Genomic DNA, 25,223 nt, shown 5'->3' with positions numbered 1-25,223 from the left:
TCGCGATCTCCGGGATGGGAGGAAGACCGGACTCAGGCCTGCACGCGGAGCTTCTCCGCGGCGTAGCGCACGGCCCGGACGATGTTGTGATAGCCGGTGCAACGGCAGTAGTTGCCCTCCAGGGCGTGGCGGATCTCCTCATCGGTGGGGTTGGGGTTGCGCTGGAGCAGATCGTAGGCGGAGAGGATCATGCCGGGGGTGCAGAAGCCGCACTGGAGGCCGTGCATCTCCCAGAAGCCCTCCTGGAGCGGATGGAGCTGGTCATCCCGCGCTAGGCCCTCGATGGTGGTGATCTGGGACCCATCGGCCTGGACGGCGAAGACCGTGCACGACTTCACCGCCTTGCCGTCCATCAGGACCACACAGGCGCCGCACTGGCTGGTGTCGCACCCCACGTGGGTCCCGGTCAGCCCCAGGACGTCCCGGAGGAAATGGACCAGGAGCATCCGGGGCTCCACCTCCCGCTGGTAAACCTGACCGTTCACCGTGACCGTCACCGGAACTTTCATGGGCCCCTCCTGTCCGCAGGATGAAGGTTCCTGCCTTTCCCCACATCCCGATGGGCCGGAGCCCATCGGCACGGTTGCCGGATCCCTCTCGAAGCGGCGGATTAGGAAGCGGTCAGCAGGGCTTCCAGGTTCTTCAGCCCCTGGTTCACCAGCATCTGAGCCGTGGGCTCCAGGAGCCGGGCGCCCAGGCTCATCAGCAGCCCAGTCACCGTGGCCTCGCCCTCATAGTGCATGACGGTGCCCGCTTCATCGGCGGTGAGGTCGATGGTCCCGTTCGCATCCACCGTGCCCTGGGGACCCTGGGCCTGGATGCGGATGCGATAATGATTCGGAGGATCGATCTCGGAGAGGGTGATGCGGGCTTTATAGCGGCCGCTGATGGGTCCGATCCCGAGGCGCATCTCTGCCTCATAGACGTTGTCTCCCACCGGCTCCAGCCGCTCCACGCCCGGCAGCAGACGGGCGATGACCTGAGGGTTCATCAGGGCTCCCCACACCCGATCGATCGCCGTCGGGAACCGATAGGATCCCTGAAGCCGCATCGGAATCCCTCATCAGGGGTTGCCGTCGAAGAGGCAATGGCGCTTCTGATTATACTGATCAGGCCGAGCGTTTGTCAAGCATCTGCCCCAACCGCGCGTTCTCTTTCCACACTTTGTGAATGAAATCCCCTGATTGTGATACAAGTCACGACATGGTGTTCAAGGAAGCGGATAGGGCTGGATGAGGGTGGGGTCGTCGGCGTGGGGGGTGTTGACCCGGGGGGAGACGGGGTAGGCGATCATCCGGTCGGCGGGGTAGGGGCGCAGGGCCGCCCGCCAGGCGGCGGGCCCGGCGGATTCGTCCAGCCAGATCTCCTCGTGCTCCGGGAGGAGGATGACGGGCATGCGGTCGTGGATCGGGGCGACCCGCTCGTTGGCGGCCGTGGTGATGATGGTGAAGCTCTCGATGACCTGTCCGTCCGGCCCTTCCCAGCGGTCCCACAGCCCGGCGAAGGCGAAGGGCTCCCGGTCTTTCAAGCCGATCCAGTAGGGGATGCGCCCGTGGGGGGCGCGTTGCCATTCGTAGAAGCCGTCGGCCAGCACCAGGCATCGCCGCCGGTAGAAGGCCTCCCGGAAGCTGGGGCGCTGGGTCAGGGTCTCCGCCCGGGCGTTGATCAGCCGGTTCCCGATGGCCGGGTCCTCCGCCCAGTGGGGGATCAACCCCCAGCGCAGCAGGCGGATCCGCCGGGTCCCGTCGTTGAGGAGCACGGGCAGGGACTGGGTGGGGGCGGCGTTGTAGCGGGGCTGCCACGGCCCCTCCGGCCACTCCGCCCGGAACCGCTCCATCAGCCGCTGCGGCTCCGTGAAGATCGTGTAACGTCCGCACATAGGGTCCCCCGTCGCCTTCCGTAAAAGATCTTACCGCGGATCCCCGGCCCGGGCGAACCCGGCGCCTGTCCCGATAGGACGGCGTTCGGGTCCACGATGTAGCGCCACCCGTGATGGGAGATGCCGTCGGTCTCTCCGGGCGCGCAGGGGAGGTGCCGGAGCCACCACCGGTGATGCGCCCGGATGTCCCCACCGCCCCACTCGGCGCAATCCACCCATCGCCCCCGGCCCCGCAGGTCCGGGAAGTGAAGCCAGTCGTCGCAGTAGCTCCAGACCGGGCGGGGGTTCCCCCAGTCGTAATCCCGCTCGCTGTTCGGGGCGAAGTGGACGGTGCCGACCTCGGCCTGCCCGGGCGCGATGCGATCGTAGCGGGTGAAGCGCCGCCACAGGTTCCGCTCCTCGGGGATCCCGGCGAACACCCGCTCCATGATCGCCTCGGCCCGATGCCCGAAGTTCTCCAGCATCTCGCCGACTCCGCGTTCGTAGGAGAAGCCCATGATCACGAACCGCCGCCCGGCGGCCTCGGCCCCCGGGAGCGGCGGGGCGTTGCACCAGAAGGCTCCCGGCCCGGCCATGCGGGACTCGTAAAACCCGAAGTAGGGGCCGCCGAACAGCCAGATCTCGTCGATCTCCCCGCGGGCCACACGGCCGATCCCATCGCCGGCGGCGAGGATCGCCAAGTAATCGGCGGTGTCCGGCTCGTGGGGCGGCTGCCGGCCCTCCAGGACCGCCCGGTAAGTCTCCAGAGTGTAGCGGAAGCCGTCGATCTTGGGCGGGAAGATCGGGAGATCCACACGCGCCGCCACCTGATAGCGGACCGTTCCCCGGCTGCACTCCTGCAGGTCCGCGATGTAACCTTCCACCAGATCCTCCACCCGGTTCCAGCCCATGGCCCGGGAGAGGGGGAGGCCGCCGGGGCCGGGCGGATCGAACACCATCAGGAGGACGCGTGGGGCGAGGACGGGAACGGCCGGCATCCGGGACCTCCTATTCGCCATAGGCCAGGCGCTCGATCAGGAAGGAAGGGAACCCCAGGCGGCGCATCTTGGCCTGGGTTTCGGCGATCGGGTAAGGGACCCGCCGGAACGTCCAGGTCATCGCCTCCAGGTCCAGGATGGCGTAGGCGGCCCGCGGGTCGCCGTCCCGGGGCTGGCCGACGCTGCCCGGGTTGAGGAGCCACCAGCCGGAGGCGAGGTCGAAGGGCTCGTCATAGCGGGGCTCCAGGATGTGCAGGCGGGGCTTCTCCCGATCCGGCGCGTGGTAGGCGATGGCCACGTGGGTGTGGCCGAACAGGCCGATGCGGGTGGGGAGCGCCTGGAGGTTCTCCCACGCGGTGTAAGGATCCAGGATGTATTCCCAAATCGGGGCGCGGGGGCTGCCGTGGGTCAGGGTGAAGCCCTCGCGCTCAGTCTGGGGCGGGAGGCCCATCAGGTATTCGATCTGGCGCGGGGGGAGCTGCTCCCGGGTCCACTCCAGCACCCGGCGGGCCGCCGGGTTAAATGTATGCAGGGGGATCCGCCCGAGGACGCCCCAGTCGTGGTTGCCGGCGAGGGCGACGGCCGCCAGGACCTGGAGGCGATCGATGCACGCCACGGGGTCCGGCCCATAGCCCACCAGATCCCCCAGGAACCAGAGGGCGTCCCATGAGCCCGCGTCGGCCAGCACCGCCTCCAGCGCCTCCAGATTCGCGTGAATGTCGGAGATCACAAGGATGCGCATGGGCGTCTGAACGCTATGGGGTTAGGGCCACGGTGGGAGAGATGATGGGAATAGGCGTCCCCGTGGGAGTGGCGGTAGGCGGTGGTGCGGCCGGTGTGTTCGTAGGCGTCACCGTAGGGGTAGGAGTGTCTGTAGGTGTTCCAGTGACGGTAGCTGTTGGCGTGGGCGTATGAGTTGGCGTGGCAGTTCCGGTAGAGGTGGGGCTCGGCGTGGGGGAGGGCGTGGCCGTGTGGGTGGCCGTCGGCGTGGGCGTGCGGGACGGCGTGGGGGTGAAGGTGGGCGGAAGCCACTGGGTGGGCGTGGGCAGGCGGGTCTCGGTGGGGCCGAAGGGCACGGTGAAGGTGGGCAGCACCACCGGGGTGAGGGCCAGCGGCGTCAGGGTCGGGAACGGCGTGGGGGAGGGCGGAAAGGGAGCCGCCGGCCGGGCCATGGCCAGCAGCACCCCACCCAGGAGATAGCAGGGCAGGGTGGCCAGGATGATGCTGATGAACACCACATACAGCGTGCGGGTCCGCGGCGGCAGCTGATCCAGCCAGTTCATCCGAGAGCGCTCCGGAAGAAGGATGGCTTCGCCCCCATTGTATGCAGGCCGCGATTCCCCGCAATCGATGGGAGGTGAAGGGAGGCGCCACATGTAGGGCAACTGCTCGCAGTTGCCCTACATGTCCTGTGGCCGAAAGGGATCACCTGCCCAGAAAATCTGAAAGGCCCCGCGAAAGATCCGGCGCACCTTGTCAACGCCCGCCCGGCGTGTTTCAATGGGCTCCACAGCGCCGGCGCCCGGCGTGGGTCGCCGAGGCACTCATGGACGGAGGCAGCCCTCTATGGATGAGCTGGAGGCGTTGCATCAGGAGGTGCGGGGGTGCACCAAATGCCCCCTGGCCCGCGGACGCACCCTGGCGGTGCCCGGGGAGGGGCCGCGGAGCGCCCGGGTGATGTTCGTCGGGGAGGCCCCGGGCTTCCACGAGGACCGGCAGGGCCGGCCCTTCGTGGGGGCCGCGGGGAACTTCCTCAATGAGCTGCTGGCTTCCATCGGCCTGAAGCGGGAGGAGGTTTACATCACCAACATCATCAAGTGTCGGCCGCCGGGCAACCGGGATCCCTATATGGACGAGATCGAGGCGTGCAGCCCCTACCTGGATCGTCAGGTCGAGCTGATCAACCCGAAGGTCATCGTCACCCTGGGCCGGTATTCCCTGGCCCACTGGCTGCCGAACGCCAAGATCTCCCAGGTGCACGGCAAGCCCATCCGCGTGGGGAGTCGGGTGATCTTCCCCATGTATCATCCGGCGGCGGCGTTGCACCAGCCCGCCCTCAAGCGGACGGTGGAGGAGGATTTCCGCAAGCTGGGGGCCTTCCTGGCCGGGGCCTTGAAAGCGGAGGAGGAAGAGCCCCCGGAGGAACCCCGACAGCTCAGCCTGTTTTAAGCGTTCCGGGAGGGGATCCAGCATGGGATTGCGCGCGGAGGCGCCGTGGACGATTGTGGTGATGGAAGGGGATCAGACCGGGCAGGAGCTGCTGGAGGAGGCCCTGCGGGTCCTGGATCCGGGGGTGATCCGCGTTCCCCTGCGGTTCCTGCGTTTCGATCTGAGCCTGGAGAACCGGCGTCGCACCCGCAACGGGGTGGTGATCGAGGCGGCGGAGGCGATGAAAGAGGCCGGCCTGGGCCTGAAGGCTGCGACCATCACCCCGGAGGATCCGGCGGATGTGGGCAGCCCCAACGCCATCCTCCGGGAGCGGATCGACGGCAAGGTGATCCTGCGGGTCGGCCGGCGCATCCCGGGGGTCCGCCCCATCGGCGGGGTGGTGGGGCCCGTGGCGATCGTGCGCATGGCCGTTGAGGACGCCTACAACGCCCGGGAATGGCGGGAGGGAGAGGGATCGGAGGAGGCCGCGTATCGGCTGGATCGGATCACCCGTCGGACCTGCCGGGCGGTGGTGGAGTTCGCCTTCTGGTATGCGCGCCGCATCGGCGCCAAAGTCTTCGGCGGGCCGAAGTGGACGGTGAGCCGCATCTACGAGGGGATGTTCAAGGAGGAGCTGGACGCCGCGGCCCGTCGCTATCCGGATGTGCGCTATGAGCCCCAGCTGATCGACGCCACCCTGGCCCTCCTGTTCACCCGGGCCGCGGAGCCCCTGGTCATCCCATGCCTGAACCGGGACGGGGATCTGCTGAGCGATCTGATCCTCCAGATGTTCGGCTCCATCGCCGGCAGCGAGTCCCTGTTGCTTTCGTTCGACGAGGATCTGCGGGTGAAGGTGGTGATGGCCGAAGCGCCCCACGGCACGGCCCCCGCCCTCTACCGCAAGAACATCGCCAATCCGATGGCCATGATCCTGGCGGGGGCGGCGCTGCTTTCGTTCATCGAGGCGGAGGCCGCCCAGCAGGCCAGCCGGGCGATCTACGAGGCCGTCTTCGAAAGCGTCTACGATGGGATCGCCACGGCGGATCTGGGCGGCTCGGCCACCACCACCGAGTTCACCGACGAGGTGATCCGTCGGGTGAGCCGCAAGCTGGAGGTCTGGGAGGCCCTGCGGCTCACCGGAGGGGCTGCGCGGCCGGGGCCGGCCGGCGCCTCCGCTTCTTCAGCGACGAGATGAGGGGAGGCCGCCGGAAGGGCCTCCCCTTTTCATCCTTCACCTTCCGCCTTCAGTAGTCATAGCCGTAATTCGACAGAGGGGGAGTCGGGGAGGGAGAGGCGGACGGATTCGAAGGCGCCGCCTCCGAGATCGGCTTCGGCTTCACGATGATGCGGCCGCGCATGCGGGTGTGGATGCTGCAGAAGTATTCGTAGGTCCCCGGCTGCTGGAAGGTGAAGCGGAAGGAGTCCCCCGGGCGGAGGCGGCCGGAGTCGAAGACCCCCGCCGGATACCCCGGTGTCCCGCTGGTGACAGTGTGCGGAACGCTATCCTCCCCGTTGACCCACTCGACGGTCGTGCCCACCTCGACCTCCAGCTCCGCCGGCTGGAAGGCGAAGTTCCGAATGGTGACCTGGGTCCCCCGGGCGGCCGGGCTCGGCGAGGTTGGGGGCGCCGTCGTGGGGGTCGGAGGGGCTGGGGCCGTGGGCGTGGGGGAAGCCGCGGGCGCGGCGCAGGCGGCCAGCGCCAGTCCGATCGCCAGGATGAGGATCCTTCGATCCCGAGGCATCTCGCACCTCCTGCGCATGGGATGCGGAGAGCCGGGGCATGCCGCAACGTCCTCGCTCTCCGTGATAGAGATACGCAGCGCGCAGGAGGCCGGATGGCCGGTTAAGCCGGAGGAGGCTGGCAGACGGGGCAGAAATAGGTGCTCCGGCCCTGCAGGAGAAGCCGGGCGATGGGCGTCCGGCAGCGCGGGCAGGGTTGTCCGGCCCGGCCGTAAACCCGCAGATAGCGCTGATGGGCCCCGGCCTCCCCGTCCGGCCGGCGATACCACTGGATGGTGGTCCCGTGGTGGCGCAGCCCGGCGCGGAGGGCGGCCCGGAGGCTTGTCCACAGGCGTCGGATCTCCGCAGGGCTCAGGGAGGCGGCCGGCCGCATGGGATGCAGTCGGGCCCGCCAGAGGGCTTCGTCGGCGTAGATGTTGCCGACCCCGGCGATCACCCGCTGGTCCAGGAGCAGGGCCTTGAGACGGCCGCGCCGCCCGGATAGCCGCCGGGCGAGATCCTCGGGCCCAAAGTGGGGATCCAGGGGCTCCGGCCCCAGGGCGCTGAGGATGACCTCCGGGTCCTGAACCCAGTAAAGGCGCCCGAACTTGCGGACGTCGCTGAACCGGAGGATCCGCCCGTCATTCAGGATGAAGTCGGCCCGCGCGTGGGCGTCCGGTTCGGGGCGGGAGAGCAGGAAGAGGCGGCCGGTCATCTTGAGGTGGATCAGCAACGCCCCCTGATCCAGGGCGAACCAGAGGAATTTGCCCCGCCGGCGCAGGGACCGAATGGTCTGTCCGCGGATCCGCTGCGCGAAAGCGTGTGGGGAAGGGACGGCCACGCAGCGCGGCCAGCGCAGGATCACCTTCTCGATGCGGCGGCCGGTCACGCGAGGCTCCAGCTCACGCACCAGCGTCTCGACTTCAGGAAGCTCGGGCATAGCGTTCCGCGCTCCTTCTCAATCGGGCAGGAGGTCCTCCAGGAACCGGATGCGCTCCCCGGCTCCCTGGGCGCGGGCGCGCTCATAAGCCACGGCGGCGACGGCGACGTCCTCCAGGGCGATGCCCAGGGATTTGAACAGGGTGATCTGCTCCGGATGCGCACGGCCCACCCGACCGGCGACCACGTCCCTCAACTCGTAAACCCGCTCCCACTGCAGACGTCCCCGCTCCAGGGGTTCCAGGAAGTCCCCCGCCTCGATCTGCCCCTGCGCTCTGGAGTCGATGACGATGAGGTCCGCCCGGGCGATGGCCTCCTCGTCCAGCTCGCGGCGGAGGAGGGCGTTGGATCCTGCGGCGTTCAGGTGGACCCCGGGGCGCAGCCAGGCTCCCCGGAGCACCGGCTCCCGAGCGGAGGTGATGGTGATGAGGATGTCCGCGCCCTCGACGGCCGCCTCCGGGCGCTCCACGGCCTGCACCGGGATCCCCAGGGTTTCGCGCATGCGATGGGCGAAGGCGGCGCGGCGCTCGGGCGTGGGGCTGTAGACCCGGGCCTCGGCGATCGGTCGGACGGCGCAGACGGCCATCAGCTGCGTGGCGGCCTGGCGGCCGGCCCCGATCATCCCCACCACCCGGGCGTCGGGGCGGGCAAGGTAGCGAGTAGCCAGGCCGGTGGCCGCCCCGGTGCGCAGGCGGCCCAGGCGGTCGGCCTCGATGATCGCGAGCAGCTCGCCGCTCTCCGCGTGGAAGAGCAGCACCACGAAGCGCGTCTGCCCGCCTACCGCCGTGTAAGCCTTGAGGCCCACATAGCCGGACCCCAGATCGCCGGCTGCCATCACGTGGAGCGTCCCGCCGGGCCAGCGGACTCGCTGGCGGGGCAGGTTGACGGCGCGGCCTTCCGCCTGGGCCCGGAACGTCCGCTCCAGGGCCTCGATGGCGTCCCCGACGGACAGCAGGGCCTGCACCTCTTCCTCGCGCAGCAAAAGGGGCATCCCGGGTGCTCCGCCGTGGAGATGCAACAGGGATCACGGAAGCGGCCTTCCGCTTCCTCATCCCCGTTGCTGGATATCCGCCAGCCCGGGGTGTGTCCCAATTTTGTCGGGCTGGCCGCTTCGTAGGACAACTGCGAGCAGTTGTCCTACGATTTTGGGACACACCCCCAGCCCGGGCCAGCCCGCGCATCCTTGACGGTCCGGCGGAGGCTTTTTATAATTTTAGTGACTTTCCCCGGTAGCTCAACAGGCAGAGCAGCCGGCTGTTAACCGGCGGGTTGGAGGTTCGAGTCCTCCCCGGGGAGCAGGGCCGCCGCCGCGGCGGCCTTTTTTGTTCGGCGCGAAGGAGGGGCCTGTGGTTTCCGATGAAGTTTCCGCGGCCGCCTGCGAAGATCCGGAGGGGATCCCTTCGTCCCTGAAGGACGATCGGTGTGAGATCTGCGGCTCCCCGATGGTGGAGATCCACTGCAAGTTGCGTTGTCCCAACTGCGGCCGGATGCGGGATTGTTCGGACCCGTGAAGGACGAGGTGGCTTTCAGGGGAGAGGGAGTTGAAGGGGATGCGGCAGCCGGCGCCCGCGGAGGAGGAGGAACGGCGCGGCCCGACGGAGGGAGACGCCCAGGGCGCTCAAGTGCTCCGGCTGGCTCAGACGGCCTTCCCGTCGGGCGCGGAGGATGGCCCGCGCGGCCTTCGGCCCGATCCCCGGCACGCGGATCAGCTCCTCGTATGAAGCCCGCAGGACCTCCACCGGACGTTCCCGGAGGGCCCGCCGGGCCCACGCCAGCTTGGGGTCTTCGTCCAGAGGCAGGTTCCCCTGCTCATCGAAGGGCAGTTCCTCCAGCCGGAAGCCATACACCCGCAGGAGCCATTCCGCCTGATAGAGGCGCTGGGCCCGTTGCGGCGGGGCGGGCGGAAGACCCTCGAGCGGGGTGTCCGGCACGGGATGGAAGGGGGAGAAGTAGGCCCGGGCCAGGCCGATCTCCCGATGCAGCCGGGCCACGGTCTCCAGCAGCTCCCGATCGCTCTCCCCGGCAGCGCCCACCACAAACTGGGTGGTCAGCGAAGGCCAGCGCCCGGACCCAGGCGGCGAAGGAAGCTCCTCCCGGCGGATCCGCCCAGCGGTCGTCAGCGCCGCCTCCAGCTCGGCGGCGAAGGCCTTGTGAGGGGCCAGGCGGGCCAGTCGCTCGGGGTTGGGCGCCTCCAGGTTGATGGAGATCCGGTCCGCCCATCGCATGGCCTCCCGGATCTGATCCGGCTCGGCCCCGGGCATCAGCTTCAGGTGGATGTAACCCCGGTAGTCATAGCGCCGGCGGAGCAGCTCCACCGTGGCCAGCAAACGATCCTGCGTGCGAAGGCCTCCGCCGATGATCCCCGAGCTCAGGAACAGGCCGTCCACCAGCCCGCGTCGGTGCATCTCCGCGAAGAGGCGGGCGAGCTCGTCGGGCCGGAAGGTGGCGCGGCGGAAGGAGCGGCCGGCGCGGAAGGGGCAATAGAAGCAATCCCGCTCGCACGCGGAGGTCAGCAAGATCTTCAGCAGGCGGACCGGGCGCCCGGAGGCCCGGGCCTCGTAGATGCAATCCATCACAGGTTCCGGCGTCCGCCCGCTCGGGCCGGTCTCCTCGGCGGGCTCCCAGAGCGCCGCCTGGGTCAGCAATCGCCATCGGGTCTCGATGTCCATCGTGGCTCCTTCGTGGGCGGGGCGCTCAAGGGCGGCCGGAGGCCGGGGCCGGCTCCCGGAGATAGGTCCGCTCGATCTCCGCGACCTGGGCCAGGCAGGCGTCGTCCTCCGGGTTGGGGATGTAGCGGGTGCTGAACCAGGCCTCCAGGATCTCCCTGGCGACGGCTTCGGAGGTCCGCCGCAGGCTCATGCAGAGGACGTTGGCGTTGTTCCAGAGGCGCGCCCCCCGTGCGGTCTCGGCGTCGTCGCACAGCGCCGCGCGGATCCCCGGCACCTTGTTGGCGGCGATGCTCACGCCGGTGCCGGTCCAGCAGAACAGGATGCCCTCGTCGGCCTCGCCCCGGGCCACCTTCTCCGCCACGATGCGGGCCACCTCCGACCAGGTGCGCTTCTCGCCGGCCAGCGGGCCCACCGGCTCCACTTCCAACCCGCGGCGGCGCAGCTCCTCCAGGACCACATCCGTCAGATGGGTGCGCTCATCGCTTCCCACAACGATCCGCATGGGATCCCCTCCTGATCTCCGGATCATTCCGTTGCGATCTCCGGCCCCCCGGGCCATTCCGGAGCTCCTCATTCCGGGCACTCGTGCTGGATCCCCTCGATCCATGCGATCACCCGCTGGAGCAACGGGTTCCCCAGGGTTGCTGCGCTCAGACGCGCCCGGGGTTCCAGATCGGCGTCCAGGATCCATACGGCAGGACCCTCCGGGGCCAGCGGAGCCAGCGCGGTCAGCCCCCCGGCGGAGGTCCACACGAAGAGGGCCGCCCCGGCCTGGGCGAGGGGCCCGGCGGCTTCCTCCCACCAGCGGAGGCGCTGGGGGGTGGGGTCCGGCTCGATGGCCACGACGAGGGGCCCTCGATGACGGTAGGGTTGAAGGGCGTGGAACGCGATCCGGGGATCCATGGTCGCCTCCTTCGCTTTGATTTAGGACTTACGCCGTTTCCTGCGTATTCCGGTCGTGGCCTTGGGTTTTAGCCCAGGGCCAGAGGACCGGCCACGGGGGTCGCCCACCGACCCCTGCCCCGAGGGTCTAAGCCCTCGAGGAATTCCATTCCCCTGCGGGCGATGTTCACTGCCGCCGCTACGTGACGGCCCGTCTTCGCTCCGCAAGGGCACGTCAAGACGTGTCCCCTTAGCCTTTCACCTACCCTGCCGCATACCGGACACGTCTTGGACGTGTTTTGCGGATCCACCCAAATCACCGGAACGCCGTAGAATCTTGCCTTGTGAACCAGAATGCGATGGAAAGTCATAATGCTCCAGAAATTGAGCAGACGCTGCCGCATCCTCCTGGACTTCCCCTTCCCGATCCGCTCCTTCATTCCCTTCAAGTCCTCCAGCACCAAGGCCGCCTTCATCCCCAGCGCCCAGGCGATCAGTGCCAGGGCCAAATGATGCCAGAAATTCTCCGTCTTCTCCTGGCGGATCCTCCGATACTTGGAGGCGATCTTCTTCCTGGCTTTCGGATTCTGCTTCCCCCTTGTCCCCTTGATCTCACGCCGCAGATGGTCCCGGTTGACCTTCCCCACGTAGCTGGTGTCAATCTCCCGGATCTCTCCAGTGGACGTCGCGAAAGCCGTCAGATTCCCCTCGTTGCTGTCAATCCCGATTACCCCATCCGGCTTATAGGGGGTGGGATCTGGGAACTTCAGGGGGATGGAGAGGGAGTGGGCCGTGAGCGTCGGCTCCCCCATCTTTGCCCGCCCTGCTTTCCATTCATCCAGCAGCCGGCGATACTTGTGGTGGGGACGGAAGGTAAGGACGATGGGATCCGGATCCCGGGGGGAGACCGGGATCGTGACGGTCAGGGTCTCGCCATCCCACTCGATCCTCACCGTCTGCCGGACCAGATAGATCGAGGGGCGCCGGATCTCCGGCCGGTCCGCCTGGGTCTTCCCCTTCCGCTGCTGGTTTCGGAAACCGTGGACGACCCGGGCGCCGGATCGGATCGCTCCGTAGATGAGGTGGGAGTGGAGATCCGGATGCTGCGCGCGCAGGGAGGGGTAGAGGGCCTGGATGAGGGTGAAGGTGGCGGTTTTGCCGTTTTCCAGGGCGTAGTCGACGGCCTGCCGCTGGATGTCGGCGCAGGCCTCCATCAAGGCGCGGATCCTGGGATGCTCCTCGAACCGGAACCGCAGGCAGACCGTCGGCATCTTCGCCGCCTCCATCATAATGATAACCCATCCGTTGCATGGGGAAGAGGAAGAATCCAACTGCGTAACTCCTATGATTATATGGAGCGGAGGGATGACTGTCGAAGGTTGCGCTTCGGGATCCAGAGGGGACTCGCCGGGGATTCGGTGGATGGGGTAACATAGCGAAGGTGAAGCCGCCGGGCCACAGGAGGGAGACGGCGCAATGCGGGTGAGCTTCGGAGTCCTCCCCGGGAACCTCGTGGGACCGGGATCCGCCTGGGGATGGGGATGGACGGTCCTCGGCTTCCTGGCCCTCTTCGCGCTGTGGGGATGGAGAGCGCAGGATCTGCGGGGGCTGCGCCGGGTGGGCCCCTCCTCACTGGCGGGGTTCGCGCTGCTGGCCCTTCTCACCGCGTTGACGCCGACCCTCTCGTGGGAGCGCTTCTCCGGCCTCCCCTTCCGGGTGGGGTTCCCTCTTTTCCTCTGGCTTCCCTATCTCATCTGGGGAGGGCAGCTGGGCCCCGGTGCGGTGGGGCTGATCGGTTTGCTGGCCGGGGCCGCGGCGGGGTTCTTGCAGGATGGACGTTTCCTGCACCTCCCGTGGATCGTGGCTCTGGATGCCGCCCTCATCAGCGCGCTGCTGTTCCAGAACGATGTAGGGCGCCCCTTCCGCATCCTCCGGCAGCCGCTGGTCGCGGCGGGGATCGGCTGGGTGGGGTGGTGGCTCCTGCAGGCCATCTCATGGGGAGCGTTCTATCCGTCCTGGCCGGAGGCCCTGGATGGGATCTGGACGCTTACGGCCGTGATGGCCCTCCCTGCCGGGCTCAGCGCGCTGGTCTGTGGGGGCATCGCCCAGGCCCTGCATGCCCGGTGGCCGGAGCGCTTCCGAACCCGCCAGCCTCCCCGCTGGCCGTTTTATGCGCTCCGCATCCAGATCCGCTTTCTCGTCTTCTTCAGCCTCTGGGTAAGCGCCCTCATCCTTGCCCTCTTCGGGGTGGTGTCCGCCCTGGCGATCCGGCAGGCCTACGAAGAGCGCGCCCAGGCGCTGGACCGCGGGGTCCGGCGGGCCGCGGAGCAGCTGACCTATTTCCTCCACACCGGGGACACCCTGCTGATGGACCTGGCGGCCCTGGGTGTGCCTCCGGATGCGATGCCCGTCACGGTGGCGCTGATCCTCCAGCGCTTCGTCCAGACGGGGCCGATTTATCAGACGGTGTTGTGGGTAGATGAGAGGGGGGAGGTGCAGGCGGCGTATCCGGTTGAGGAGCAGGGGCGAGGGCTCTCGGTGCCGGAGCGGGCGGCCATGGCCCAGGCTCAGCTCGCTCAGTCCGTGGTGCACACGGCGGTGCACCGCCTGCCGGACGGACAGGCTGGCCTCTCGTTCGTGGCCCCGCTGGCAGGGGAGCCTGTGCGCGGCTTCCTGATCGGCCGCGTGCGGGTGGCTCAGCATCCGGCCCTCCGGGAGGTCCTGGCCTCGCTCTCGGAAATCGCGCCGGCCGGCCAGGCGTTCCTGGTCGACCGGGAGGGGCGGATCCTCCTGCATCCCGAGGCGGGGGTCCTTCTGGATCTGTTCCCGCTCCCCGCGGCGCTCCCTGCCGGGACGCTTGTGCAGCCCATCGTTTCTCCCTCCGGGACTGTGGAGGAGGTGCTCCTCCGGCGGCTCCCGGGCACCGACTGGTGGGCGGTGATCCGGTATCCCCGGGCCGCCCTCATCCGGCGGGCGGCGGAGCGGGCGCTTCCCGCCGGGGGGATCCTGCTGGGGTTCTCCCTCATCGGCGCGCTCCTTTTCGGCATCGTGAGCCGCCTCCTCGCCCGGCGGCTGGAGGGGCTGGCGAGGGCGGCCGGGCGCATGGCCGGCGGAGATCTGGAGGCCCCTATCCTCAGCGACGGGCCGGATGAGATCGGGCAGCTGGCGGAAGCGATGGAGCACGCCCGGCACGGCCTGCGGGCCCGCATGGCCGATCTCTCCTTGCTTCTGGAGCTCAACAGGCGGCTGATGGAGGTGGAGGACCTGGCCCGGGGCCTTCCGGAGGTGGCCCGCGCTCTGGAGCGCGCCACTGCGGCGAACCTCGTCCGGCTCCTGCTCCCGGGCCCGGGTGGCTCCCTGCGGGTGTTCACCGCCGCCGGGGAGGTGCCGCCGGAGCCTCTGGATCATGCATGCTGGGAGCAGGTGGATGCACACACCGAGCCCGTGTGGATCGGCCCTGGGGTCCGCCCGGACGATCTTGCTCCCGCTCTCCGGTCGGAGCGCGCCCCTCGTGTCCTGGGAGTTTTCCCCATCCATCTCGGCGAGGAGCGAGTGGGGGCGGCGTGGTTGGCGTTTCCTTCCTCCCATCGGGCCGGTTCCTCGGAGCGACAGCTGACCCGTCTGATCCTGAGCCAGGCGGCGGTGTTCATCGCCCGGGCCCGTCTGTATGAGGCCATCACGGCCGAGCGGGAGCGGCTCCGGGCCGTCCTGGAGAGCAGCCCGGATCCCTTGATGCTGGTGGACGCGCGGGGGAACCTGCTCGATCTCAACCCGGCCGCCGAGCGCTTCCTGGGGACGCCTACCTCCAGGGCCCTGGGCCAGCCGCTCGCGGCGTTGCTCCGGGACACTGAGCTGCTCGCCCTGCTCCAGGAGGCGGTCCCGCCCGGCCAGGTGCGGAGCCGGGAGCTCCACCGGGCGGACGGCCGCGTGCTGTGGGCGGGCCGCTATGACCTGCGGCTGCGGGACGGACGGGAGATCGGGCGGCTTCTGTTCCTCCGGGACATCACGCCGTTCAAGGCGCTGGATCGCCTGAAGTCCGACCTGATCGCCGCCATCTCCCACGATCTGCGTTCGCCCCTCACGTATATGCGGGGCTTCGTCACCATGCTCGGCATGGCCGGCCCGCTGACCTCCCGCCAGCAGGAGTATGTGGAGAAGATCATGGGCGGCATCGATCAGATGACCCGCATGATCGAGGACCTGATGGACCTGCGGCGGATCGAGGAGGGGATCGGCCAGCGCGGGATCTGCCGCCTGGGAGATCTGATCCGGGACGTGTTCCATGAATTCCGACCCCAGGCGATGGCGCGGGGGCTCCGCATGACCATGGAGGTGAAGGCCCCGGGGGTCGTCCATGGAGATCCGGCGTGGCTGCGACGGGCGATCGCGAACCTGGTGGACAACGCCATCAAGTATACGCCGGAGGGGGGGACGATCACCATCGGGCTCACCGAAGCCGGCGGGGAGGCGGTGATCTGGGTGCGGGACACGGGGATCGGCATCGCCCCGGGGGATCAGGCGCGCATCTTTGAGAAGTTCTATCGGGCGCGTCGGCAGGAGACGGCCCATGTGAAAGGAAGCGGCCTGGGGCTGGCCCTGGTGAAATCGATCGCCGAATGGCACGGCGGACGGGTCTGGGTGGAGAGCCGGCTGGGCCATGGGAGCACGTTCTATCTCGCGATCCCCCAGGCCCTCCCTTCGGATGCCTCTCAGGGCACCCGGAACCGGTAACCTACCTGGCGGACGGTCTCCAGATAGCGGGGGTGGGCCGGGTCTTCTTCGAGGATGCGGCGGAGCCATCGGATGTGCACATCCAGGGTCCGGCTGCTGGATAGGCTTTCGGTTCCCCAGACCCAGCGCATCAGATCCCGGCGCGGAACCACATGGCCGACCCGTCGCATGAGGATGGCGAGCAAGCGGCACTGCTTGGGGGTCAGACAGTAAATCGCGTCCCCGCGTTGCAGCACCCGGCGCACGGTGTTCAGCCGGAAGGGCCCGACCTCGATGATCCCCTCATCCTCCATGGGGTGTTCCATCAGCATCGCCCGCACCCGGTGAAGCAGGCGCCGGGAGGAGAACGGCGCGATCAGGATCCCATCGTCCTGACGGCCCCACAGCGGGGCGGTCTCGCGCTCCACGATCAGCAGGACCGGCGCCTTCATCCGCCGTCGCAGACGCTGATAGAGTTCCATTCCATAGGAGGGGCTCGGTCGGTCCAGGAGGATGAGATCCGGCGGGGCCCACGGCCATGAATCCGCCGAGCGCCGCGCCCGGAGGGCGGCGAGCAGATCTTCCACCACCAGCGTCTCGGCTCTAAACCCGTGACGCTGGAGGACCCGAAGCAGGTGGGCGTCCGGGCCGGTGCCTTCAAACACCACCCAGAGAACCTTCGTCCCTCCGCCGGATGGTTGCATCCCAGGATGCTCCTGTTCCGCGTCGATCTTGAAGGCGTGGGAAGCCGGGACAAGCTCCACGGGCGTTCGCCGCCCCCCGCGTTCATCGGGGGCGCGATCGCGTGAACCAGGCTGGGGAGGATGACGCCTGCTCCGGGAACAGCTCTCGCTCGATCGGCTCCCCCGGTCGGAAAGGGGGGATGGCCCGATGGAAGGTTTCAAACCCCCACAGGCGGCGCCGGAGGAACCGGGGAAGGCGGAAGGACCGCATCCATCCCCCGCCCTGGCTGCGGTGGCAGGCCATAGCCTGCTCCTTGCGATCCAGCACCGCGCGGATGTCGATCCGCGTGGTCACCGGGAGGGCCGCCCGGAGGGCGGCCTCTAAATCGATGTCCCGGTTGCGCCCGAAGCGTTGCGGATCGTAACCCAGAAGCCGGAGAAGGGCGAGAAGCGGGCGGAGCGGCCTCAGAGGGAAGACCGTGTAATACAGGCGGGCCGGGCGATGCGGTAGAAGCCCACGGGCGAAATGCTCCGGGAAAGCCGTCGGATCGCCCGCCCGATGGAACGCCTCCACCATCGCCCGATGCATGTGGATATGGTCCGGGTGCCCATAGCCGCCGTAAGGATCGAAGGTCACCACCACATCCGGGCGGAGCTCCCGGATGAGGGCGACCAGTCGGCCGACGACCTCCTCCAGGGGCGCGCGGATGAAGGCCTGCGGGTGCGCCGCATCCGGGGAGCCGGGCATGCCGGAGTCCCGGTAGCCGAGCAGGTGCAGGCCCTGGAGGCCCAGGATCCGGGCGGCGCAGCGCAGCTCCTCCTCCCGCAGCGCGCCCAGGTCCCCCACCGGGCCGATGCGGGGGTCCGGGGTGCCTGCCTCCCCTCGGGTGGCGCAGATCAGATGCACCGCATACCCCCGGGACGCGTAAAGGGCCAGCGTCCCTGCCGGCCCGAAGGACTCATCGTCGGGATGGGCGAAAGCCGCCAGAAGAGTCCCGCGCGCGATCATCCCAGCGACGTCACCCGTTGCAGGATCCGTTGAAGGAGCGGCAGGCTCTCCCGGATCTCCGCCAGGCCGGGCATCTCCAGGATCAGCATCGGGCGGTTCAGACAGCGGGCCAGCCGGCTGAGCACCGGCTCCACCGGGATGACCCCCTGGGTCAGCGGAAGGTGCCGGTCCTGGGATCCGCTGGTGTTGTGAAGGTGAGCGTAGATCAGCACCGGCTCCAGCACGTTGATCCAGGCCTGGATCGGCACCCGCGAATAGAGATAAGCGTGGCCGATGTCCAGGCAGGCCCCGACGCCGAAATGGTTCACCTGCTGGATGACTTCGACTTGCAGGAAGGGATCGGGCTCCCACATGTTCTCCAGGGCGATGCGGATGCCGGCCTCCTGGGCCTCGAAGGCCAGCTCGGTCCAGAAGGCAACCTGCCGCTCCAGCCAGCGCGGACGGTAAGAAGGCTCGTCCACCAGCGGGTTGTAGTTGAGGTGGAAGTTCACCAGCCAGGCCCCCAGCTCCGCGGCGATGGCCAGGGAGTGGCGGTAGCGCTCCATCGTGACGGCGGCGATCCGGGGATCCACGCTGCCGCTGAAGAGATCCACGAAGGGGCCGTGGAGGGAGATCGGTCCGGTGAACCCGCTCAGGGCCTGGCGGTAGCGCCGAAGCAGGTCCCTCCACTCGCCATCCAGGACCTCCGGGAGGGCGAACTCCTGGAGCTCCAGGCCCAGGCCATGAGCTTCCGCAAACTCCCGCAGGGCCGGAAGATCCGTCAGCCTGCCGCAGCTGATCCCGATCATCGAGCCGCTCGATCGACCGGATCTCTCCTCACCATTGTATCATCAGCCCGCCGGCGGGGCCGAGACAGGGCGACCCCCGGGGCGATGGCCCCTGCAATGGATTGCATAGGCCTGGGAACAGGGTGTGAACAGGACAAAAGCATCTTCCCCCGAGGTTCCGGAGGGGTGGGTCCCCATTTTGTCCGGCTCGGCTGCATGGACCCATCCTTCCGGAGCGCGAGTTTGCACAGGAGGGGACTTCGACGTAGAATTGTGAAAGCAAGAACGGATTCCGGCTCATCCTGGTAAGGAGGGAGCGAGTGGCCATGGAGACGAGCCCTGTGATCGTGGAGCAGCAGGAGGAGACAGAAGGCTCCGTCCGAGTTCCCCTTCGATCTCTGCGTCCGAAAATGCAGGTGGAAGGCATCGTCACCGCTGTGACCCCCGCCGGCGCTTTCGTTGACATCGGCTCCGAGATCCCTGGCTTTATCCATATCTCCCAGCTGGCCCCTCAACCGGTTTTACGGGTTTCCGATGTGTTGAAGCCCGGAGATCGGGTGACCGCCTGGGTAAAGCAGGTGAACCGGAAGAAAGGCCTGCTCAGCCTGACGTTGATCCGCCCGGCGTCCTACGGCTGGGGGCAACTCCGGCCCGGGCGAGAGTTCACCGGGCGGGTCACCCGGGTGGAGCCCGATGGGTTGTTCGTGGACATCGACGCGCCGGTGGAGGGCTTCGTCCCCGCCTCCCAGATCCGGAAGGAGGGGCGGGTGGATCCGACCGGGCTGTTCCATCCCGGCGATGAGGTCCGGGTGTGGGTGGTGAGCGCCAGCCGCCGCGAGCGCCGCCTGCGCCTGACGATGATCCCGCCGCCCTCCGTGAGGTGGGAGGACCTGAAAGTAGGGGAGCTGATCCGGGGGAAGGTGACCCGGGTGGAGAAGTTCGGGGCCTTCGTGGACATCGGCGCGGAGCGGGATGCCCTGATCCACATCAGCGAGTTCGGGGTCCGCAACCTGAAAGACCCCGCGGAGGTCCTTCAGGAGGGCCAGGAGATCGAGGCCCGCATCATCCTGGTGGATCCGGAGAAGAAGCAGATCCGGCTGAGCTTGCGCGGGCTGCTCCCGGTGAAGGAGGTGGAGCCGGAGGTGCCGGTGCGCAAGACGGTGCCCTCCCGTCCGGCTCCGCCGCCCGAGCCCGAGCCCGTAGAGGGAGAGGAGGAGCTCACTGTGATGGCTTATGCCCTGAAGCGGGCGCTGGAGGAGGCCCGGGCTCGCGGACGCTCCGTCCCGCCGCTGGAGTCGATGTCCACGAATTAACCGGACGTCTGAGAGACCTCAGGAGGTTGGGAGATGGACGGAGCCGTCCCATCCCAACCTCCTTTTCGTTTCGGAGTGCCCCGCGATTGAAGAGGGAAGGAAGATGGGAGCCCTGCATGGGGCCGAGCGAATGCCGGTGTTGCGGTTCGTGCCGGTGGCCGATCTGATCCCCCACGAACAGGCGGATCAGGTGCGGACGGAGCCGCTGGTCCAGCGCCTCCGCACGGAGGGCGTTCTGAAGAACCCCCCGGTGGTGGCGCCCATCCCGGGCGAACCGCGCTACGTGGTGCTGGACGGCGCCAACCGGGTGGAGGCCGCCCGCCGCCTGGGCCTTCCCCATCTGGTGGTCCAGGTTGTGGATTACGAGGACCCTCGCCTGGTGGTGGAGGCGTGGACCCACGTGATCAGCGGGGAGGATCCCCAGGCGTTTTTCGAGGCGGTCCGGGGGATCGAAGGGATCACGCTGGAGCCTTCGGAGCGTCTGCACGCCCGCGCGGAGCTGGCCCGCCGCCAGGCCCTGGCCTATCTCAGCTGTCCGCGCGGGGAGATCTATCTGGTGCGGGCGGAGGGGGATCTCTACCGCCGGACGGCGCTGCTTAACCTCCTGGTGGACGCTTATAAATCCCGCTTTCGGTTCTATCGGACCGCCACGGATCAGCTGGAGCAGATCCTGTCTTACTATGATCAGGTGATCGCCGTGGTGGTCTTCCCTCGTTACGAGCCGGCCGAGATCATCGAGCTGGCCCGCAACGGGGCCCGGCTCCCCGCCGGCATCACCCGCCACATCATCCCCTACCGGGCCCTGCGCGTGTTCATCCCCCTCGAGATCATGGCGGCCCCCCTCTCGCTGGAGGAGAAGAACGCGTGGCTGGCCGACTGGTTCCGGCGCAAGCTGGCCGCGCGGGAGATCCGGGTTTACGAGGAGAGCGTGGTGGTTTTCGATGAGTGAGCGGGAAGGGCGCTCCTCCCTCCCGACTCCTCCGCGGAAGCCGGAGCGTTCTCCAGGAGCTCCAGGACCCCGGCCAGATCAGCGGGCAGGGGAGCTTCGAAGGTCACCGGCTCCGGCCGGGAGGGGAGGCGCACCGTGATCGAGCGGGCGTGCAGGAACAGGCGCGGGCAGGGGAGGGCGGTCCGCCGCCCGTAGACCGGATCCCCCACCACCGGGTAGCCTACATAGGCCAGGTGCACGCGGATCTGATGGGTCCGCCCGGTCTCCGGATAGACCTCCAGGAGGGCGTAGCGCCCCCAGCGCCCCTCGTAGGTATGGACCACCCGATAGCGGGTGCGGGCCGGCCGCCCGGTGGGGACCACGGCCATGCGCTGGCGGTGGCGGGGATCGCGGGCGATGGGCGCCTCGATGAGCCCCTCCGGGGGCGGATGCCCGATCACCAGGGCGTCGTAAACTTTCCGCACGGTGCGGGCTTTGAACTGCGCCTGCAGGAAGTGATAGGCCTGCTCATGCTTGGCGATGAGCAGCACCCCGGAGGTCTCCTTGTCCAGGCGGTGCACCAGGCCCGGCCGCAGCACCCCTCCGACCCCCTTCAGATCCGGACAATGAGCCAGGACGGCGTGGATCAGGGTGCCGGAGGCATGCCCCGCCCCGGGATGCACGACCATCCCGGCCGGCTTGTGGATCACCAGGACGTCGGCGTCCTCATAGAGGATGTCCAGCGGGATGGGCTCCGGGGTTAGATCCATCGGCTCCGGAGGCGGGATGTGCACCGTGATCCGATCGCCGGGGCGGACGCGGTGGGCGGGCCGCTGGATGGGCGTCCCGTTCACCTGCACATGGCCGGCCTCGATCAGGCGCTGGGCCGCCGAGCGGGAGAGCTCCGGACAGCGGGCGGCGATGACCCGATCGAGGCGATCGGCGGTTTCGACGACGAACGTCTCGATCCGCATGGCGTCCACGCTCATGCTCGACGGCGCCGTCGGGGCGGGCGCACGCGATCCTGGATCACCGCCCGGATCTCTTCGTCTTCCTTTTCCTGCTGGGCGATGAAGGCGGCGATGAAAGCGCTGCGACGCTGGCGGAGGGCCATCGGCGCCACCGCCTGCAGATCCTCCCGGGTGACCGTTTCCCGGCCGTCGGCGGCGGCGTAGGCCCGGGCGGCCTCCAGGAGGGCGACCTCCGCGCGGCTGGATTCGATGCCCAGCCGGTAGATCCAGCCCATGGCTTCCTGCTCCAGCTCCGGCGGGATGGCCACCCGGGGCAGTCGCTGGCGGGCCTCCGCGATCTCCGCCGCGGCCGCCGCGGTCTCCTGAGCCCACTGGGCCACCAGGGCGTAGGGATTCGTCCGGAACAGGCGCACCCGGCGATACACCTCCAGCCGGTCCCGCGGGTCCGTCAAGCCGCGGACCACCACTCGCAGTCCGAAGCGATCGTGGATCTGAGGGCGCAACGGCCCCTCCTCCGGGTTCATCGAGGCGATGAGGATCAGGCGGGCGCGGTAGGTGGCCGCCAGGGGTCCCCGTCGGACCGTGTATCGGCCCAGGGCGGCGGCGTCCAGGATAGCGTTGGCGATCTCCGGATCCAGAAGGTTCACCTCGTCCACGTAGAGCACGTTCTGATCCGCCTGGGCCAGGAGGCCGCGCCGGATCCGCACCTTCCCCTCCATCGCCGCCTGCTCATCCAGCCCCCCGATCACGTCCTCCAGGCGGGCGTTCAGGGGGAGCTCGATCAGCCGCATGCGATCCGGCGCGGTGATGGGCTCCCCCTGGCCCAGCTTGCGGGCGCAATCCTTGCAGATCATATGAAAGCCCAGGGTGTAGGCAGCCTCCGGCTCGCAGCCGTAAGGGCAGAGGGAGCGCTCCACCGGCGGGAGGAGATCCAGCAAGCCTCGCACTGCTGTGGTCTTCCCGGTGCCCCGGGCGCCCATCAGCAGCACCCCTCCGATGGCCGGGTTGATCAGGGCCAGGACCAGCGCCAGCTTCATCTCGGTCTGGCCGACAATGGCCAGGAAGGGAAAGCGAACGGTCTCTTCCACCGGCCGGTCGACGGGGGGGCGCGCCCGCAGCACCCGGGCCGCCGGGCTCCGTTCCTCCAGAAGCCGGAGCAGCAGGGAGGTGCGAGGGGAGACCTCCGCGGAGATCTCCGGGCTTACCGTCGCCCGCTCAGGATCCTCTCCCATAGCTCCCGATCCTGCAGCCGGAAGGGTTGATACAGGATCACCCGATCCAGCAGGCCTTCGTAAGTGGCTTTCAGGCGTTCCCAGACCCCTTCGGGCGGGGCGGTCAGGGCGAAAGCCTCCAGGACCTCATCGGGAACCTGCGCCGGCATCTCCTCCCAGCGCCCCCGGGCGGCCAGGGCGGAGAGCTGCTCCCCGATGGCTTCCCAGCCGTGGAGGGCCCAGACCCGCCGATAGGAGGGCGTGGAGCCGTAGAAGGCGACCTGGGCGCGGACGAGCTCCCGGGCTTGCTGCATCTCCGCCTCATCCCGGCCGGTGATGACGAAGACGCTGCCCACCCGGAGGATCTCCTCGGGCCGCCGGCCGGCTTTGCGCGCGCCGGCCTCAATCGCTGGGATCAGGACCTCCCGAAGGTAGCGAGGGGTATGGAAGGGATGGACGAAGAAGCCGTCGCCCACCTCGCCGGCCAGGCGGGCCAGCGGCGGGTTCACCCCCGCCAGGAGGATGGGGATGCGCGGATCCGGGATGGGGCCGGGGTTGAAGAAAGGGGACATCAGGGTGAGCTTGAAGAAGCGGCCCCGGTAGTTCAACCGTTCCCCGTTCTGCCAGCACGCCCACACCGCCCGGATCGCCTCCACGGTCTCCCGAAGCTTGGGGACAGGGGGATCCCAGGTCATCCCGAAGCGGCGCTCGATGTGCGCTTTCACCTGGGTGCCCAGCCCGAGGAAGATCCGGCCGGGCGCCATGGCCGCCAGATCCCAGGCGGTGTAAGCGATGACCGTCGGGCTGCGGGCGAAGGCGATGGCCACGCCGGTCCCCAGGTGGATGCGCCGGGTGTGTTCCGCGGCTAAGGCCAGCGGCAGGAACGGATCGTGGCGGGTCTCGTGGGTCCAGATCCCGTCGAAGCCCATGGCCTCCGCCGCCCGGGCCAGATCCGGAACCTCGCTCAGCCGGTCGTAGTGGAGCGCGGCGTCCAGATGCATGGGATCGCCTCTCGGTGGGATCATTCTTCTGCCATTATAATCCGGCTCGACAGGTTCCCTGAGGGAGAGGATCGTGCGGTCGTATATGGCCTGGTATCTGGTGGCGGGCTACCTGGGGGCGTCGTGGGCGGTCGCCCTGGGGGTCCTCCTCCTCCGCTGGGGCCGAGGCCGCGCCTCGTGGGAACTCCAGGGCGTGGGGGTTCTCCTCCTGCTGGCCAGCGGCATCGGCTTCTTCGCGGGCGTCCCGGAGATCTGGACGCCGGGGCCGGCAGGCACGGAGCTGGCGGCGATGAGCGGGCTGGCCATGCTGGGGGCGTGGGGGGTCTTGCGGGCGCTGCAGGCCCTGACCGGATCCCGGCCCGCCTCCGGTGTAGCGATCTCCGATCCGCATCCTTCACGGGGCGAGAGGCCGGAGCCGGGGGCTGAGGGGGTGAGGAACGCCGGGCTCCGGCCGCTTCTGTGGGGTGGGCTCCTCGCGCTGTTGCTGATCCTCTGGCGCTGGGATGTGCCGCTCTTCTTCGCGTTGAACGCCTATGCCGGCCGGGTTCCCTGGCTGGACGGGCTGGCCCGCTTGCTGATCAACGACTATGCGGTGCCCACGGCTCTGGCCATGCTGGCCTGGTGGATGTGGTGGAGCGGCGATCCGGTGCAGCAGGCGGCCGTCCTGCGGGCCGTCCTCGCCGTTCCCCTCAGCGGCGCCCTCTTGGAGGCGATGAACGCGGTGTATTTCCGTCCTCGCCCCTTCACGGACCATGAGGTGCATCTGCTTTTCTATCATCCCTCGGATTCCTCGTTCCCCAGCAACGCCGCGACGGTGGCCTGGGCCATCGCGGTCTCCTTGAAGACGGGGAACCGTCGGGTCGGGTGGGTGGCGATGGGGCTGGCGGCCGGGATCAGCCTGGCCCGGGTTTATGGCGGGGTGCATTATCCCCTGGATGTGGTCGCGGGGGCGCTGCTGGGGGCCGGGCTCAGCGGAGCCCTCTTCCGCTCCCGGATGTTCCGCGCCGCAAGCCTCCGGCTCGCCCGCCGGATCGGAGGGCGCTTTCGCCTGTAGCGCCTCGGGCCTCTTTGCGCCCCTTGCGCCGATTGAAATCGGCCTCTCCGGGCGCTGCGCGCCGGGCGTCGGCCTCCGCCGACGCAAGCGACGCTCCTCGGTCGGCGCAGGCCGACCGTTGGCCGAAGGCTTTCACGCCGATTGAAATCGGCCTCTCCGGGCGCTGGCGCGCTGGGCGTCGGCCTTCGCCGACGCAAAGGATGCCTTTTCGGTCGGCGCAGGCCGACCGCTGGCTGAAGGCTTTCACGCCGATTGAAATCGGCCTCTCCGGGCGCTGCGCGCCGGGCGTCGGCCTCCGCCGACGCAAGCGACGCTCCTCGGTCGGCGCAGGCCGACCGTTGGCCGGAGGCTTTCACGCCGATT

General features: G+C 68.8%; 25 protein-coding genes and 1 tRNA gene. 7 read left to right on the top strand and 19 right to left on the bottom strand.

Annotation, left to right across the window (positions count from 1 at the left end):
• Positions 1-32: 32 nt before the first annotated feature.
• The 6 genes from KNN16_RS05345 to KNN16_RS05320 form a co-directional block, all read right to left on the bottom strand.
• Positions 33-509: a (2Fe-2S)-binding protein gene (locus KNN16_RS05345; protein ID WP_303899645.1), complete on the bottom strand. Its 477-nt coding sequence runs from the start codon at positions 507-509 to the stop codon at positions 33-35.
• Between the two features lie 101 nt (positions 510-610).
• On the bottom strand, positions 611-1,051 hold the full coding sequence (locus KNN16_RS05340; protein WP_303899642.1) for a CoxG family protein: 441 nt from the start codon (positions 1,049-1,051) through the stop codon (positions 611-613).
• Between the two features lie 159 nt (positions 1,052-1,210).
• Complete coding sequence (locus KNN16_RS05335; RefSeq protein ID WP_303899640.1) at positions 1,211-1,879, bottom strand: SOS response-associated peptidase; 669 nt, start codon at positions 1,877-1,879, stop codon at positions 1,211-1,213.
• A complete protein-coding gene (locus KNN16_RS05330; protein ID WP_303899637.1) occupies positions 1,837-2,856 on the bottom strand; it encodes a hypothetical protein in 1,020 nt (339 codons plus the stop codon). Before KNN16_RS05330 ends, KNN16_RS05335 begins: the two co-directional genes overlap by 43 nt.
• 10 nt (positions 2,857-2,866) lie before the next feature.
• Positions 2,867-3,598 carry a metallophosphoesterase gene (locus KNN16_RS05325; RefSeq protein ID WP_303899635.1) on the bottom strand — a complete coding sequence of 244 codons (732 nt, stop codon included), beginning with the start codon at positions 3,596-3,598 and terminating at the stop codon, positions 2,867-2,869.
• A gap of 13 nt (positions 3,599-3,611) precedes the next feature.
• Positions 3,612-4,139 carry a hypothetical protein gene (locus tag KNN16_RS05320; RefSeq protein ID WP_303899632.1) on the bottom strand — a complete coding sequence of 176 codons (528 nt, stop codon included), beginning with the start codon at positions 4,137-4,139 and terminating at the stop codon, positions 3,612-3,614.
• 283 nt (positions 4,140-4,422) lie between these two features.
• On the opposite strand from KNN16_RS05320, the gene KNN16_RS05315 reads away from it, so the two are divergent.
• Together KNN16_RS05315 and KNN16_RS05310 are read left to right on the top strand one after the other, a co-directional pair.
• Positions 4,423-5,025 carry a uracil-DNA glycosylase gene (locus KNN16_RS05315; protein WP_273093047.1) on the top strand — a complete coding sequence of 201 codons (603 nt, stop codon included), beginning with the start codon at positions 4,423-4,425 and terminating at the stop codon, positions 5,023-5,025.
• Positions 5,026-5,047: 22 nt separating this feature from the next.
• Positions 5,048-6,199, top strand: a complete 1,152-nt coding sequence (locus KNN16_RS05310; RefSeq protein WP_303899630.1) for an isocitrate/isopropylmalate family dehydrogenase — start codon at positions 5,048-5,050, stop codon at positions 6,197-6,199.
• A gap of 49 nt (positions 6,200-6,248) precedes the next feature.
• Here KNN16_RS05310 and KNN16_RS05305 read toward each other — a convergent pair whose 3' ends face one another.
• The 3 genes from KNN16_RS05305 to KNN16_RS05295 form a co-directional block, all read right to left on the bottom strand.
• On the bottom strand, positions 6,249-6,746 hold the full coding sequence (locus tag KNN16_RS05305; protein ID WP_303899627.1) for a cupredoxin family copper-binding protein: 498 nt from the start codon (positions 6,744-6,746) through the stop codon (positions 6,249-6,251).
• Positions 6,747-6,847: 101 nt separating this feature from the next.
• Positions 6,848-7,663 (bottom strand): bifunctional DNA-formamidopyrimidine glycosylase/DNA-(apurinic or apyrimidinic site) lyase, encoded by an 816-nt coding sequence (gene mutM / locus KNN16_RS05300; RefSeq protein ID WP_303899626.1) that lies wholly within the window; start codon positions 7,661-7,663, stop codon positions 6,848-6,850.
• Positions 7,664-7,681: 18 nt separating this feature from the next.
• Positions 7,682-8,653: an ornithine cyclodeaminase family protein gene (locus KNN16_RS05295; protein ID WP_303899623.1), complete on the bottom strand. Its 972-nt coding sequence runs from the start codon at positions 8,651-8,653 to the stop codon at positions 7,682-7,684.
• Between the two features lie 232 nt (positions 8,654-8,885).
• Here KNN16_RS05295 and KNN16_RS05290 point away from each other — a divergent pair.
• Positions 8,886-8,958, top strand: a tRNA-Asn gene (locus tag KNN16_RS05290).
• 230 nt (positions 8,959-9,188) lie between these two features.
• Here KNN16_RS05290 and KNN16_RS05285 read toward each other — a convergent pair.
• From KNN16_RS05285 to KNN16_RS05270, 4 genes are all read right to left on the bottom strand, one after another.
• Positions 9,189-10,331, bottom strand: a complete 1,143-nt coding sequence (locus KNN16_RS05285) for a radical SAM protein (RefSeq protein WP_303899621.1) — start codon at positions 10,329-10,331, stop codon at positions 9,189-9,191.
• 25 nt (positions 10,332-10,356) lie between these two features.
• Positions 10,357-10,833: an RpiB/LacA/LacB family sugar-phosphate isomerase gene (locus KNN16_RS05280; protein WP_299287445.1), complete on the bottom strand. Its 477-nt coding sequence runs from the start codon at positions 10,831-10,833 to the stop codon at positions 10,357-10,359.
• Positions 10,834-10,901: 68 nt separating this feature from the next.
• The gene (locus KNN16_RS05275) at positions 10,902-11,234 is read right to left on the bottom strand and encodes a hypothetical protein (RefSeq protein WP_303899617.1); all 333 of its coding nucleotides are present in this window, start codon (positions 11,232-11,234) and stop codon (positions 10,902-10,904) included.
• 68 nt (positions 11,235-11,302) lie between these two features.
• Positions 11,303-12,484, bottom strand: coding sequence for a transposase (locus KNN16_RS05270; protein WP_303899614.1), 1,182 nt, complete (start codon positions 12,482-12,484; stop codon positions 11,303-11,305).
• A gap of 205 nt (positions 12,485-12,689) precedes the next feature.
• Here KNN16_RS05270 and KNN16_RS05265 point away from each other — a divergent pair, with 205 nt between their 5' ends.
• On the top strand, positions 12,690-15,944 hold the full coding sequence (locus KNN16_RS05265; RefSeq protein ID WP_303899611.1) for an ATP-binding protein: 3,255 nt from the start codon (positions 12,690-12,692) through the stop codon (positions 15,942-15,944).
• Here the strand turns inward: KNN16_RS05265 and KNN16_RS05260 are convergent.
• From KNN16_RS05260 to KNN16_RS05250, 3 genes are all read right to left on the bottom strand, one after another.
• A complete protein-coding gene (locus KNN16_RS05260) occupies positions 15,923-16,627 on the bottom strand; it encodes a response regulator transcription factor (protein WP_303899608.1) in 705 nt (234 codons plus the stop codon). The two genes, KNN16_RS05265 and KNN16_RS05260, sit on opposite strands and share 22 nt — an antisense overlap.
• Before the next feature lie 82 nt (positions 16,628-16,709).
• The gene (locus KNN16_RS05255; RefSeq protein WP_299286663.1) at positions 16,710-17,615 is read right to left on the bottom strand and encodes a PIG-L deacetylase family protein; all 906 of its coding nucleotides are present in this window, start codon (positions 17,613-17,615) and stop codon (positions 16,710-16,712) included.
• Positions 17,612-18,403, bottom strand: a complete 792-nt coding sequence (locus KNN16_RS05250; RefSeq protein WP_088569891.1) for a sugar phosphate isomerase/epimerase family protein — start codon at positions 18,401-18,403, stop codon at positions 17,612-17,614. Before KNN16_RS05250 ends, KNN16_RS05255 begins: the two co-directional genes overlap by 4 nt.
• Positions 18,404-18,708: 305 nt before the next feature.
• Here KNN16_RS05250 and KNN16_RS05245 point away from each other — a divergent pair, with 305 nt between their 5' ends.
• Both KNN16_RS05245 and KNN16_RS05240 read left to right on the top strand, forming a co-directional pair.
• Positions 18,709-19,695 carry a S1 RNA-binding domain-containing protein gene (locus KNN16_RS05245; protein WP_299286669.1) on the top strand — a complete coding sequence of 329 codons (987 nt, stop codon included), beginning with the start codon at positions 18,709-18,711 and terminating at the stop codon, positions 19,693-19,695.
• Between the two features lie 103 nt (positions 19,696-19,798).
• On the top strand, positions 19,799-20,644 hold the full coding sequence (locus KNN16_RS05240) for a ParB N-terminal domain-containing protein (protein ID WP_303899604.1): 846 nt from the start codon (positions 19,799-19,801) through the stop codon (positions 20,642-20,644).
• Here KNN16_RS05240 and KNN16_RS05235 read toward each other — a convergent pair.
• Genes KNN16_RS05235 through KNN16_RS05225 form a run of 3 tightly spaced genes read right to left on the bottom strand, consistent with a single transcriptional unit; the run spans position 20,611 to position 23,830 of the window.
• Complete coding sequence (locus tag KNN16_RS05235; protein WP_303899601.1) at positions 20,611-21,597, bottom strand: RluA family pseudouridine synthase; 987 nt, start codon at positions 21,595-21,597, stop codon at positions 20,611-20,613. The genes KNN16_RS05240 and KNN16_RS05235 overlap by 34 nt on opposite strands.
• An 11-nt stretch (positions 21,598-21,608) precedes the next feature.
• A complete protein-coding gene (locus KNN16_RS05230; protein ID WP_303899600.1) occupies positions 21,609-22,826 on the bottom strand; it encodes an ATP-binding protein in 1,218 nt (405 codons plus the stop codon).
• The gene (locus KNN16_RS05225; protein ID WP_369685871.1) at positions 22,796-23,830 is read right to left on the bottom strand and encodes a TIGR03617 family F420-dependent LLM class oxidoreductase; all 1,035 of its coding nucleotides are present in this window, start codon (positions 23,828-23,830) and stop codon (positions 22,796-22,798) included. The genes KNN16_RS05230 and KNN16_RS05225 overlap by 31 nt, the downstream gene beginning before the upstream one ends.
• A gap of 49 nt (positions 23,831-23,879) precedes the next feature.
• Here KNN16_RS05225 and KNN16_RS05220 point away from each other — a divergent pair, with 49 nt between their 5' ends.
• Complete coding sequence (locus tag KNN16_RS05220) at positions 23,880-24,860, top strand: phosphatase PAP2 family protein (RefSeq protein WP_303899595.1); 981 nt, start codon at positions 23,880-23,882, stop codon at positions 24,858-24,860.
• Positions 24,861-25,223: the final 363 nt, after the last annotated feature.

Source organism: Thermoflexus hugenholtzii, assembly GCF_018771565.1.
In the GTDB taxonomy this organism is placed as follows: Bacteria; Chloroflexota; Anaerolineae; order Thermoflexales; family Thermoflexaceae; genus Thermoflexus; species Thermoflexus hugenholtzii_A.
Note: the sequence above shows the minus strand (reverse complement) of the source record. Positions and strands in the feature narration are given on the sequence as shown.